Genomic DNA, 11,694 nt, shown 5'->3' on the forward strand with positions numbered 1-11,694 from the left:
CCCCCATCGCTGTGCGTTCGTGCTCTTTGGTGCGCCGATGAGCCTATCGGGCGATCTCACCCCATGGTCATGGGACAGGGAAATGCCGTCCACCGCAACAGGGTTGGGTGGACGGCGTCTCCCGACGTCACGTCAGTTACGTTCCCTTCTCCGTCCGTTCGCGCACCTTGTCCGCGACCTGGGGCGGCATGGGTTCGTGGCGGGCGTAGCTCCGGGCGAAGCGGCCGGTGCCGTGCGAGACCGAGCGCAGCTCCACGGCGTAGCGCCCGATCTCGATCTCGGGGATCTCGGCGCGGACCCGGGTGCGCCCCGGTTCGGCCTGTTCGGTGCCGACGACCCGGCCGCGGCGGCCCGCGAGGTCGCTCATGACGGGCCCGACGTACTCGTCGGGGACCACGACGGCGAGCTCGGCTACGGGTTCCAGGAGGTGGATGCTCGCCTCGGCGGCGGCTTCGCGCAGGGCGAGCGCGCCGGCGGTCTGGAAGGCGGCGTCGGAGGAGTCCACCGAGTGCGCCTTGCCGTCGAGGAGGGTGATGCGCACGTCGACCAGCGGATACCCGGCGGCGATCCCGCGGGCGGCCTGGGTGCGTACGCCCTTCTCCACGGACGGGATGAACTGGCGCGGCACGGCCCCGCCGACGACCTTGTCGACGAACTCGATGCCGCTGCCGGGCGGCAGGGGCTCCACCTCGATCTCGCAGATGGCGAACTGGCCGTGGCCGCCGGACTGTTTGACGTGCCGGCCGCGCCCCGCCGCCTTCGCCCCGAAGGTCTCGCGCAGGCTCACCTTGTGCGGCACCGCGTCGACCTGGACGCCGTAGCGGGTGCGCAGCCGCTCCAGCGCGACGTCCTGGTGGGCCTCGCCGAGGCACCACAGGACGACCTGGTGGGTGTGCGGATTCTGCTCCAGCCGCATGGTCGGGTCCTCGGCGACGAGCCGGGACAGGCCCTGCGAGAGCTTGTCCTCGTCGGCCTTGCTGTGGGCCTCGATGGCGAGGGGGAGCAGCGGATCGGGCATGGCCCAGGGCTCCATCAGGAGCGGGGCGTCCTTGGCCGAGAGGGTGTCGCCGGTCTCGGCGCGGGTCAGTTTGGCCACGCAGGCCAGGTCGCCCGCGATGCACCGGTTGAGGGTGCGCTGCTGTTTGCCGAAGGGGGAGCTGAGGGCGCCGATCCGCTCGTCCGCCTCCCGGAGGACGTGGTCCTCGTGCCCGCGGTCGGTGAGGCCGTGGCCCGAGACGTGCACGGTCGCGTCGGGGTGCAGGGTGCCGGAGAACACGCGTACGAGGGAGACGCGGCCGACGTACGGGTCGGAGGAGGTCTTGACGACCTCGGCGAGCAGGGGGCCGGCCGGGTCGCAGGTGAGGGCCGGGTGCGGGGTGCCGTCCGGGGCGGTGACGGCGAGGGCGGCGCGCTCCAGGGGGGTGGGGAAGCCGCCGGTGACCAGCTCGAGGAGTTCCACGGTGCCCAGGCCCTGCCGGGCGCCCTCGGCGGCGGGCGCCGCCATCAGGACGGGGTGGAAGGTGCCGCGGGCCACGGCGCGCTCCAGGTCGTCGACGAGGGTCTTGATGTCGATGTCCTCGCCGCCGAGGTAGCGGTCCATGAGGCTCTCGTCCTCGCTCTCGGCGATGATCCCCTCGATGAGGCGGGAGCGGGCGCCGGAGATGAGGGCGAGCTCGGCGGGGTCCGGATCGCGTTCGACGCGCTCGCCGGAGGAGTACTCGTACACGCGCTGGGAGAGCAGGCCGAGCAGGCCGGTCACGGGGGCGTGGCCGTCGGGGCCCGCGGGGCCGTGCAGGGGCAGGTAGAGCGGGATGACCGCGTCCGGGTCCTCGGCGCCGAAGATCTCGCCGCAGATGTTCGCCATCTGCGTGTAGTCGGCGCGGGCGGCCTCCAGGTGCGTGACGACAATGGCGCGCGGCATGCCGACGGCCTCGCACTCGTCCCAGACCATGCGGGTGGCGCCGTCGATGCCGTCGGAGGCCGAGACGACGAAAAGGGCCGCGTCCGCTGCGCGCAGACCGGCCCTGAGCTCTCCGACGAAGTCGGCGTATCCGGGGGTGTCCAGGATGTTGATCTTGATTCCGCCCCATTCGACGGGGACGAGGGACAGCTGGACGGAGCGTTGTCGGCGGTGCTCGATCTCGTCGTAGTCGGAGACCGTGGCACCGTCCTCGACCCGGCCCGCCCGGTTGACCGCTCCGGCGGTCAGGGCGAGGGCTTCGACCAGCGTGGTCTTGCCGGATCCGCTGTGGCCGACCAGCACGACGTTCCGTACGGAGGACGGGCGGTCGGCCGTCAGTGCCCTGCCGGCGGCTCCGGCTTGGTGTGAGGTGGCTCCCATGATTCTCGTGCCTCCCGGTGGTGACGGTGAGGAGGGTGGATTGGCGAGTGCCTTCGCATGCCTTCGAGGAGGGAAAGGGGGCCCTTCGAGCTTTGCACTGGTGTCACACCGCGTCCATACGTCGTACCGGGCACGTACCGGGGGCGTACGCCTGCCGTACGGCTGCCGTACCGGAGGGGTACGGGAGCCGGTCCGCGACGTGACGTATGTCTTACGCGGAGCGAACCGGTGGGTGCGCGGCGTGCGGGGGGCGGCGTGCTGGCTACGATGGGCCAGCCGGTGGCCGTGGTGGCCGTGCGGCCCAGCGACCCTCCGGGAAGGCCATGCTGAACAAGTACGCGCGTGCATTCTTCACGCGTGTTCTCACGCCGTTCGCCGCGTTTCTGCTCCGGCGGGGGGTGAGTCCGGACGCGGTCACCCTGATCGGCACGGCCGGAGTGGTGGCGGGAGCGCTGGTCTTCTTCCCCCGGGGCGAGTTCTTCTGGGGCACGATCACCATCACCCTCTTCGTCTTCTCCGACCTGGTGGACGGGAACATGGCCCGCCAGGCCGGCGTCTCCAGCCGGTGGGGCGCCTTCCTCGACTCCACCCTCGACCGGGTGGCGGACGCGGCGATCTTCGGCGGACTCGCCCTCTGGTACGCGGGCTCCGGCAACGACAACGCGCTCTGTGCGGTGGCGATCTTCTGCCTGGCCAGCGGCCAGGTGGTCTCCTACACCAAGGCGCGCGGCGAGTCGATCGGCCTGCCGGTCGCCGTCAACGGGCTGATCGAGCGCGCCGAGCGGCTGGTGATCTCCCTGGTCGCGGCCGGCCTGTCCGGGCTCCAGACCTTCGGCGTGCCGTCCTGGATCGGGGTGCTGCTGCCGATCGCGCTGTGGATCGTGGCGGCCGGCTCGCTGGTCACGCTGATCCAGCGCGTGGTCACCGTACGCCGCGAATCGGCCGAGGCGGACGCCGCCGCGGCCGGCGCAGAGGGCGGCGCGGCCTGATGGGCGCGGCGCAGGACAAGCTGGTCGACGGGCTGTACGGGCTCGGCTGGGCCGGAGTGAAGAAGCTCCCGGAACCGGCCGCGGTGGCCCTGGGCCGCAAGATCGCGGACGTGGCGTGGAAGCGGCGCGGCAAGAGCGTGCTGCGGCTGGAGTCCAACCTGGCCCGGGTGGTGCCGGACGCGACGCCGGAGCGGCTGCGCGAGCTGTCGCACGCGGGCATGCGCTCGTACATGCGGTACTGGATGGAATCCTTCCGGCTGCCGGCCATGGACCCCGTGCGGTTCGGCTCGGACGTCGAGATGAAGGACGAGCACATCCTGCGCGAGGCCCTCGCCTCCGGGCGCGGGGTCGTCGTCGCCCTGCCGCACCTGGCCAACTGGGACCTCGCGGGGGCCTGGGCCATCGGCCACATCGGCGTGCCGTTCACCACGGTCGCCGAGCGGCTCAAGCCCGAGAGCCTCTACGACCGCTTCGTGGCCTACCGCGAGAGCCTCGGCATGGAGGTCCTGCCGCACAGCGGGGGCGCCGCCTTCGGCACCCTCGCGCGCAGGCTGCGCGCCGGCGGCCTGGTCTGCCTGGTCGCCGACCGCGACCTGTCGGCCTCCGGGGTCGAGGTGGACTTCTTCGGCGCCAAGGCGCGCATGCCGGCCGGGCCGGCGCTGCTGGCGCAGCAGACGGGGGCGGTGCTGCTCCCGGCGACCCTGTACTACGGGGACTCGCCGAAGATGTACGGCCGGATCCACCCCGAGGTGGAGGTGCCCGGGACCGGCACGCGGGTCGAGAAGACCGCCGCCATGACCCAGGCCGTGGCGGACGCCTTCGCGTGGGGCATCGCCGAGCACCCGGAGGACTGGCACATGCTGCAGCGGCTGTGGCTCGACGATCTGACCGACCAGGGGGAGCGCCCGTAGTGAAGATCGGCATCGTGTGCCCGTATTCGTGGGACGTGCCGGGCGGCGTCCAGTTCCACATCCGGGACCTCGCCGAGCACCTGATCCGCCTCGGCCACGACGTGTCGGTCCTGGCCCCGGCGGACGACGAGACCCCGCTGCCGCCGTACGTGATCTCGGCGGGCCGCGCCGTGCCGGTGCCGTACAACGGCTCCGTCGCCCGCCTGAACTTCGGCTTCCTCTCCGCCGCCCGCGTGCGGCGCTGGCTGCACGACGGCACCTTCGACGTCATCCACATCCACGAGCCGGCCTCGCCCTCGCTGGGGCTGCTGTCCTGCTGGGCCGCGCAGGGCCCGATCGTGGCGACCTTCCACACCTCGAACCCGCGCTCGCGGGCGATGATCGCGGCGTACCCGATCCTCCAGCCGGCCCTGGAGAAGATCAGCGCCCGGATCGCGGTGAGCGAGTACGCCCGGCGCACGCTCGTGGAGCACCTGGGCGGCGACGCGGTCGTCATCCCCAACGGCGTCGACGTGGACTTCTTCGCCGCCGCGGAACCCCATCCCGACTGGTCCGGCCAGACCCTGGGCTTCATCGGCCGCATCGACGAGCCGCGCAAGGGCCTGCCGGTGCTGATGGCGGCCTTCCCGAAGATCGCGGCGGCCTGCCCGGACGTACGGCTGCTCGTCGCGGGCCGCGGCGACGAGGAGGAGGCGGTGGCCTCCCTGCCCGCCGAGCTCCGCTCCCGGGTCGAGTTCCTGGGCATGGTCTCGGACGAGGACAAGGCGCGGCTGCTGCGCAGCGTCGACGTGTACGTGGCCCCGAACACCGGCGGCGAGAGCTTCGGCATCATCCTGGTCGAGGCCCTGTCGGCGGGCGCGACGGTCCTCGCGTCCGATCTGGACGCCTTCGCGCAGGTCCTGGACCAGGGCGGCGCGGGCGACCTCTTCGCCAACGAGAACGCCGACGCCCTCGCGGACGGCGCGATCGCCCTGCTGCGCGACCCGGCCCGCCGCGCGGAACTGAGCGCCCGCGGCTCGGCGCACGTACGCCGCTTCGACTGGTCCACGGTCGGCGCGGACATCCTCGCGGTCTACGAGACGGTCACGGACGGCGCGGCGGCGGTGGCCGCGGACGAACGGGTCCCCCTCCGCACCCGCCTCGGCTTCTCGAAGGACACCACCCCCTCCTCCTGACGGCCCACCCCCGGCGCGCAGGGTGCGGGCCGGGCCCGATGGGGGCGGGGGGCGCGCTGAGCGGTAGGGTCGCGCAGCGTGATCGAAACCCTTGTCTGGATCGCCCTGGCCCTCGGAGTCATCGGGGTCTACCTCAGCTGGACCGCCGGGCGGCTCGACCGGCTGCACTCGCGGATGGACGCCGCGCGGGCCGCGCTCGACGCGCAGCTCGTGCGGCGGGCCTCCGTGGTGGTGGAGGTGGCCACCTCCGGAGTGCTCGACCCCGCGTCCTCCCTCGTGCTGTACGAGTCCGCGCACGCCGCGCGGCAGGCCGAGGAGGAGCACCGGGAGGTCGCCGAGAGCGAGCTCAGCCAGGCGCTGCGCGCCGTGTTCGCCGATGCCGACCAGGTCGAGGTGCTGAAGGCCGCGCCGGGTGGGGCGGAGGCCGCCGAGGAGCTGGCGGCGGCCGTGCGGCGGGTGCCCATGGCGCGCCGGTTCCACAACGACGCCGTACGGGCCGCCCGGGCCCTGCGCCGGCACCGCAAGGTCCGCTGGTTCCGGCTGGCCGGGCACGCGCCCTTCCCGCTGGCCTTTGAAATGGACGACGAGCCTCCGGCGGACCTCGCGGAGCGGCCGGTCTGAGCGACACGACACCCGCCAAGGGCCGCGAGGGACAATTGCAGAGGCCACTGGCTCCATATTGGCCCTTGTAGTGGACTGGTCCGTGGGGTTTGCTCGGCGGAGTAGTACCAGTAGCACCCGTCTTCCTTTCGAGTGAGGTCAATCCGTGAGCACGCTTCCCACCACCCCCCAGTCCGCTGAGTCGGCCATCGGCACCTCGCGCGTCAAGCGCGGCATGGCCGAGCAGCTCAAGGGCGGCGTGATCATGGACGTGGTCAACGCCGAGCAGGCGAAGATCGCCGAAGACGCCGGCGCCGTGGCCGTCATGGCCCTCGAGCGGGTCCCCGCCGACATCCGCAAGGACGGCGGCGTGGCGCGCATGTCGGACCCGAACATGATCGAAGAGATCATCGAGGCCGTGTCGATCCCGGTCATGGCCAAGTCCCGCATCGGCCACTTCGTCGAGGCCCAGGTCCTGCAGTCCCTCGGCGTCGACTACATCGACGAGTCCGAGGTCCTGACCCCGGCCGACGAGGTCAACCACTCCGACAAGTGGGCCTTCACCACCCCCTTCGTCTGTGGCGCCACCAACCTGGGCGAGGCCCTGCGCCGCATCGCCGAGGGCGCGGCCATGATCCGCTCGAAGGGCGAGGCCGGCACCGGCAACGTCGTCGAGGCCGTCCGCCACCTGCGCCAGATCAAGAACGAGATCGCCCGCCTGCGCGGCTACGACAACAACGAGCTGTTCGCCGCCGCCAAGGAGCTGCGCGCCCCGTACGAGCTGGTCAAGGAGGTCGCCGAGCTCGGCAAGCTCCCGGTCGTCCTGTTCTCCGCCGGTGGCGTCGCCACCCCCGCCGACGCCGCGCTGATGCGCCAGCTCGGCGCCGAGGGCGTCTTCGTCGGCTCCGGCATCTTCAAGTCGGGCGACCCGGCCAAGCGCGCCGCCGCCATCGTGAAGGCCACCACCTTCTACGACGACCCGAAGATCATCGCGGACGCGTCCCGCAACCTGGGCGAGGCCATGGTCGGCATCAACTGCGACACCCTCCCCGAGGCCGAGCGCTACGCCAACCGCGGCTGGTAGTACCGAGATGACGAATCCCCCCGTGATCGGTGTCCTGGCTCTCCAGGGCGACGTACGGGAGCACCTGATCGCCCTGGCCGCGGCGGACGCCGTGGCCAGGCCGGTCCGGCGTCCCGAGGAGCTCGCCGAGGTCGACGCCCTGGTGATCCCCGGCGGCGAGTCCACGACCATGTCGAAGCTCGCCGTGCTGTTCGGCATGCTGGAGCCGCTGCGCGAGCGCGTGGCCGCCGGCATGCCGGTGTACGGCACCTGCGCCGGCATGATCATGCTCGCCGACAAGCTCCTGGACGGCCGCGAGGACCAGGAGACCCTGGGCGGCATCGACATGATCGTGCGCCGCAACGCCTTCGGCCGCCAGAACGAGTCCTTCGAGGCGGAGATCGAGTTCGCGGGCATAGCGGGCGGCCCGGTGCAGGGCGTCTTCATCCGCGCCCCGTGGGTCGAGTCCGTCGGCGCCGCCGCCGAGGTGCTCGCCGCGTACGACGGCCACACGGTCGCCGTCCGCCAGGGCAACGTCCTCGCGACCTCGTTCCACCCCGAGCTGACCGGCGACGACCGAGTCCACGCGTACTTCGTCGACATGGTGCGCGCGGGGCTGTAATCAGGTCCCGGTAGGATCGGGGACGAACACTGTTGGTTACGCGAAGGAGACAGGCGGATGTCCGGCCACTCTAAATGGGCTACGACGAAGCACAAGAAGGCCGTGATCGATGCCAAGCGCGGCAAGCTCTTCGCGAAGCTGATCAAGAACATCGAGGTCGCGGCCCGTATGGGCGGCGCCGACATCGACGGCAACCCGACGCTGTTCGACGCCATCCAGAAGGCCAAGAAGAGCTCGGTCCCGAACAAGAACATCGACTCCGCGGTCAAGCGCGGCGGTGGTCTCGAGGCCGGCGGCGCCGACTACGAAACGATCATGTACGAGGGCTACGGCCCGAACGGCGTCGCGGTGCTCATCGAGTGCCTCACCGACAACCGCAACCGCGCCGCCTCCGACGTGCGGGTCGCCATGACCCGCAACGGCGGCTCGATGGCCGACCCGGGCTCGGTCTCGTACCTGTTCAACCGCAAGGGCGTCGTCCTGCTGCCCAAGGGCGAGCTCACCGAGGACGACGTCCTGGAGACGGTGCTCGAAGCCGGCGCCGAAGAGGTCAACGACAACGGCGACACCTTCGAGATCATCAGCGAGCCGACCGACATGGTCGCGGTCCGCACCGCGCTCCAGGAGGCGGGCATCGACTACGACTCGGCCGACTCCAGCTTCGTCCCGACCATGCAGGTCGAGCTGGACGAGGAGGGCGCGCGCAAGATCTTCAAGCTGATCGACGCGCTGGAGGACAGCGACGACGTGCAGAACGTCTTCGCCAACTTCGACGTCTCGGACGAGGTCATGGAGAAGGTCGACGCCTGAGCAGGGCACCGATTCCGACGACGGGCCGACAGGACACACCCTGTCGGCCCGTCGCTTTGGTCTCTTTGTCAGTGGGTCCCGATACCCTGCACGAACACGGACATGTGATCGAGGATGGGGGCGGGATGCGCGTACTCGGCGTGGACCCGGGGCTGACGCGATGCGGCATCGGCGTCGTCGAAGGGGTCGCCGGCCGCCCCCTGGCCATGCTCGGGGTGGGGGTCGTACGCACGCCCGTGGACGCCGAGTTGGGCGACCGGCTCGTCGCCATCGAGCAGGGCATCGAGGAATGGCTCGACACGCACCGGCCCGAAGTCGTCGCCGTGGAGCGGGTGTTCAGCCAGCACAACGTGAGCACCGTGATGGGCACCGCCCAGGCCAGTGCCGTCGCCATGCTGTGCGCGGCCCGGCGCGGGATACCGGTCGCCCTGCACACGCCGAGCGAGGTCAAGGCCGCCGTCACCGGCAGCGGCCGGGCCGACAAGGCCCAGGTCGGGGCCATGGTGACCCGCCTGCTCAGGCTGGACGCGCCGCCGAAGCCGGCCGATGCCGCCGACGCCCTCGCCCTGGCCATCTGCCACATCTGGCGGGCCCCCGCCCAGAACCGCCTCCAGCAGGCGGTCGCCCTGCACGCCTCAGGCTCGAAAGGCCGTACCCGATGATCGCCTTCGTCAGCGGCCCCGTCGCCGCGCTCGCCCCCACCCTGGCCGTGATCGAGGTCGGGGGAGTGGGCATGGCCGTGCAGTGCACGCCGAACACCATCGCCGGCCTGCGGACGGGCGAACCGGCCCGGCTGGCCACCTCGCTGGTCGTACGGGAGGACTCGCTCACGCTGTACGGCTTCGCCGACGACGACGAGCGGCAGGTCTTCGAACTGCTCCAGACCGCGAGCGGCGTAGGCCCGAGGCTCGCGCAGGCGATGCTCGGGGTGCACAGCCCGGACGCCCTGCGGGTCGCCGTCTCGACGGGCGACGAGAAGGCGCTGACGGCGGTGCCGGGGATCGGCAAGAAGGGCGCGCAGAAGCTGCTGCTGGAGCTGAAGGACAAGCTGGGCGCGCCGCTCGGCTCCAGCGGCCTGGTGGGGCCGCAGCGGGCCGCCGCGTCGGGTCCGGCGCCGTGGACGGAGCAGCTCGCCGCGGCCCTGATCGGGCTGGGGTATGCCTCGCGCGATGCGGAGGAGGCGGTGGCGGCGGTGACGCCGCAGGCCGAAGCCGCCATCGCCGCCGGCGGCTCGGCCCCCGTTCCCCAGCTCCTGCGCGCGGCCCTCCAGTCCCTGAACCGAGCCCGCTGAGATCCGTGCGGCGCCGCTGCTGGGGCTCCGCCCCAGACCCCGAGCCTCAATCGCCGGCGGGGCTGGATTTGGCTGATGCCGTCCGTCGGCTTCGGCTGGATTGCCTGCTGACACCGGCGAGGCTGCATATGGCGGGGCCGCACCCGACGACTCACCGTACGAACCGAGAAGGCAGACTGACACCGTGAACTGGGACGACGAGAGCGACCGCATTGTCGCGCCGGCAGCCGACGGGGAAGACACCGCCGTCGAGGCGGCGCTGCGTCCCAAGGACCTCGAGGAGTTCGTCGGCCAGGAGAAGGTCCGCCAGCAGCTGGACCTCGTCCTCAAGGCGGCCAAGCAGCGCGGCGCCACCGCCGACCACGTCCTGCTCTCCGGCGCCCCCGGCCTCGGCAAGACCACCCTGTCGATGATCATCGCGGCCGAGATGGGCGCGCCCATCCGCATCACCTCCGGCCCCGCCATCCAGCACGCCGGCGACCTCGCCGCCATCCTCTCCTCCCTCCAGGAGGGCGAGGTGCTCTTCCTCGACGAGATCCACCGCATGTCCCGGCCCGCCGAGGAGATGCTCTACATGGCCATGGAGGACTTCCGCGTCGACGTGATCGTCGGCAAGGGGCCCGGGGCCACCGCGATCCCGCTGGAGCTGCCGCCGTTCACCCTGGTCGGGGCCACCACCCGGGCCGGCCTGCTGCCGCCCCCGCTGCGCGACCGGTTCGGCTTCACCGGGCACATGGAGTTCTACGCCCCCGAGGAGCTGGAGCGCGTCATCCACCGCTCCGCCCGCCTCCTCGACGTGGAGATCGACACCGACGGCGCCGCCGAGATCGCCGGCCGCTCCCGCGGCACCCCCCGCATCGCGAACCGCCTGCTGCGCCGCGTCCGCGACTACGCCCAGGTCCGCGCCGACGGCGTGATCAACCGGGAGGTGGCCGGTACCGCCCTCCAGGTGTACGAGGTGGACGCGCGCGGGCTCGACCGGCTGGACCGGGCCGTGCTGGAGGCGCTGCTCAAGCTCTTCGGCGGCGGGCCCGTGGGCCTGTCCACGCTCGCCGTCGCCGTCGGCGAGGAGCGGGAGACCGTGGAGGAGGTCGCCGAGCCCTTCCTCGTCCGCGAGGGCCTGCTCGCGCGCACCCCCAGGGGCCGGGTCGCGACGCCCGCCGCCTGGTCCCACCTGGGACTCGTGCCGCCGCAGCAGCACGGGAGCGGATCAAGCGGACAACAGGGCTTGTTCGGGGCCTGACGGCGCGGAGGTTCGCACCCTCAGGAACTGCGGTGCCATGCTGGGCGTTGTTCCATCGGTGCGGACTCGCCTAGACTCCGCCGATGCCGACCTTTCGGGTCGGCATGCCCACCCCCGTAGAAAAGGCCGCCCGTCCGCGCGCGGTCGTGCGAAGGATCTCCGTCCCGTGAATCTCGTGACACTCCTCCCGTTCATCGTGCTCATCGGGGCGATGTTCCTGATGACCCGCTCCGCGAAGAAGAAGCAGCAGGCTGCCGCGCAGATGCGCGACCAGATGACGCCCGGCACCGGGGTCCGCACCATTGGCGGCATGTACGCCACGGTGAAGGAGATCGGTGACGACACCGTCACCCTCGAGGTGGCTCCCGGCGTCCACGCGATCTTCGCGAAGAACGCCATCGGCGCCGTCCTCGAAGACGCGGAATACAACCGCATCGTCCACGGCACCACCGATGATCTGACCATCGACACGCCGGTCGTCCCCGACGACGCCTCCTCCCTCACCGGGAAGGACGAGGACGCGGCCCCCAAGCTCGACCTCGGCAAGAAGGACGAGCCGAAGGACGACGAGCCCAAGGGCGACGAGCCCAAGGACGGCAAGGCGGACGGCGAGCCCGGCGCGAAGTAGCGCACGGGCCGGGGACCGCGA

General features: G+C 71.8%; 12 protein-coding genes. 11 read left to right on the plus strand and 1 reads right to left on the minus strand.

Going from position 1 to position 11,694, the window contains the following annotated elements; genetic code table 11:
• Positions 1 to 136: 136 nt before the first annotated feature.
• Positions 137 to 2,341 carry an elongation factor G-like protein EF-G2 gene (locus ACFWP3_RS16070; protein WP_384220969.1) on the minus strand — a complete coding sequence of 735 codons (2,205 nt, stop codon included), beginning with the start codon at positions 2,339 to 2,341 and terminating at the stop codon, positions 137 to 139.
• 323 nt (positions 2,342 to 2,664) lie between these two features.
• Between ACFWP3_RS16070 and pgsA the strand changes: the two genes are divergently transcribed.
• From pgsA to yajC, 11 genes are all read left to right on the plus strand, one after another.
• The gene (pgsA, locus tag ACFWP3_RS16075; protein WP_384220972.1) at positions 2,665 to 3,330 is read left to right on the plus strand and encodes a phosphatidylinositol phosphate synthase; all 666 of its coding nucleotides are present in this window, start codon (positions 2,665 to 2,667) and stop codon (positions 3,328 to 3,330) included.
• Positions 3,330 to 4,241 carry a phosphatidylinositol mannoside acyltransferase gene (locus tag ACFWP3_RS16080; RefSeq protein WP_384220975.1) on the plus strand — a complete coding sequence of 304 codons (912 nt, stop codon included), beginning with the start codon at positions 3,330 to 3,332 and terminating at the stop codon, positions 4,239 to 4,241. Before pgsA ends, ACFWP3_RS16080 begins: the two co-directional genes overlap by 1 nt.
• Positions 4,241 to 5,416, plus strand: coding sequence for a glycosyltransferase family 4 protein (locus ACFWP3_RS16085; protein WP_384220977.1), 1,176 nt, complete (start codon positions 4,241 to 4,243; stop codon positions 5,414 to 5,416). The genes ACFWP3_RS16080 and ACFWP3_RS16085 overlap by 1 nt, the downstream gene beginning before the upstream one ends.
• 78 nt (positions 5,417 to 5,494) lie before the next feature.
• Positions 5,495 to 6,037: a hypothetical protein gene (locus tag ACFWP3_RS16090; protein WP_384220980.1), complete on the plus strand. Its 543-nt coding sequence runs from the start codon at positions 5,495 to 5,497 to the stop codon at positions 6,035 to 6,037.
• A 145-nt stretch (positions 6,038 to 6,182) separates the two neighbouring features.
• On the plus strand, positions 6,183 to 7,100 hold the full coding sequence (pdxS, locus tag ACFWP3_RS16095) for a pyridoxal 5'-phosphate synthase lyase subunit PdxS (protein WP_215144360.1): 918 nt from the start codon (positions 6,183 to 6,185) through the stop codon (positions 7,098 to 7,100).
• Positions 7,101 to 7,107: 7 nt separating this feature from the next.
• A complete protein-coding gene (pdxT, locus tag ACFWP3_RS16100) occupies positions 7,108 to 7,701 on the plus strand; it encodes a pyridoxal 5'-phosphate synthase glutaminase subunit PdxT (RefSeq protein ID WP_384220982.1) in 594 nt (197 codons plus the stop codon).
• Positions 7,702 to 7,758: 57 nt separating this feature from the next.
• Complete coding sequence (locus ACFWP3_RS16105; RefSeq protein WP_329193708.1) at positions 7,759 to 8,511, plus strand: YebC/PmpR family DNA-binding transcriptional regulator; 753 nt, start codon at positions 7,759 to 7,761, stop codon at positions 8,509 to 8,511.
• Positions 8,512 to 8,636: 125 nt separating this feature from the next.
• Positions 8,637 to 9,173, plus strand: a complete 537-nt coding sequence (ruvC, locus tag ACFWP3_RS16110) for a crossover junction endodeoxyribonuclease RuvC (RefSeq protein ID WP_384220984.1) — start codon at positions 8,637 to 8,639, stop codon at positions 9,171 to 9,173.
• Positions 9,170 to 9,802: a Holliday junction branch migration protein RuvA gene (ruvA, locus tag ACFWP3_RS16115; protein WP_384220986.1), complete on the plus strand. Its 633-nt coding sequence runs from the start codon at positions 9,170 to 9,172 to the stop codon at positions 9,800 to 9,802. The genes ruvC and ruvA overlap by 4 nt, the downstream gene beginning before the upstream one ends.
• Before the next feature lie 184 nt (positions 9,803 to 9,986).
• The gene (gene ruvB / locus ACFWP3_RS16120) at positions 9,987 to 11,045 is read left to right on the plus strand and encodes a Holliday junction branch migration DNA helicase RuvB (protein ID WP_384220989.1); all 1,059 of its coding nucleotides are present in this window, start codon (positions 9,987 to 9,989) and stop codon (positions 11,043 to 11,045) included.
• Between the two features lie 166 nt (positions 11,046 to 11,211).
• Positions 11,212 to 11,673 (plus strand): preprotein translocase subunit YajC, encoded by a 462-nt coding sequence (gene yajC / locus ACFWP3_RS16125; RefSeq protein WP_384220991.1) that lies wholly within the window; start codon positions 11,212 to 11,214, stop codon positions 11,671 to 11,673.
• The last annotated feature ends 21 nt before the right edge of the window (positions 11,674 to 11,694 follow it).

The sequence above is a fragment of the Streptomyces sp. NPDC058525 genome (assembly GCF_042719495.1).
Classification (GTDB): domain Bacteria; phylum Actinomycetota; class Actinomycetes; order Streptomycetales; family Streptomycetaceae; genus Streptomyces.

Bases quoted from the DNA above. Each gene is read 5' to 3' on its own strand.
- ACFWP3_RS16070 (WP_384220969.1), bottom strand. From the start codon at position 2,341: ATGGGAGCCACCTCACACCAAGCCGGAGCCGCCGGCAGGGCACTGACG.
- pgsA (WP_384220972.1), top strand. From the start codon at position 2,665: ATGCTGAACAAGTACGCGCGTGCATTCTTCACGCGTGTTCTCACGCCG.
- ACFWP3_RS16080 (WP_384220975.1), top strand. From the start codon at position 3,330: ATGGGCGCGGCGCAGGACAAGCTGGTCGACGGGCTGTACGGGCTCGGC.
- ruvA (WP_384220986.1), top strand. From the start codon at position 9,170: ATGATCGCCTTCGTCAGCGGCCCCGTCGCCGCGCTCGCCCCCACCCTG.
- ACFWP3_RS16105 (WP_329193708.1), top strand. From the start codon at position 7,759: ATGTCCGGCCACTCTAAATGGGCTACGACGAAGCACAAGAAGGCCGTG.
- ruvC (WP_384220984.1), top strand. From the start codon at position 8,637: ATGCGCGTACTCGGCGTGGACCCGGGGCTGACGCGATGCGGCATCGGC.
- pdxT (WP_384220982.1), top strand. From the start codon at position 7,108: ATGACGAATCCCCCCGTGATCGGTGTCCTGGCTCTCCAGGGCGACGTA.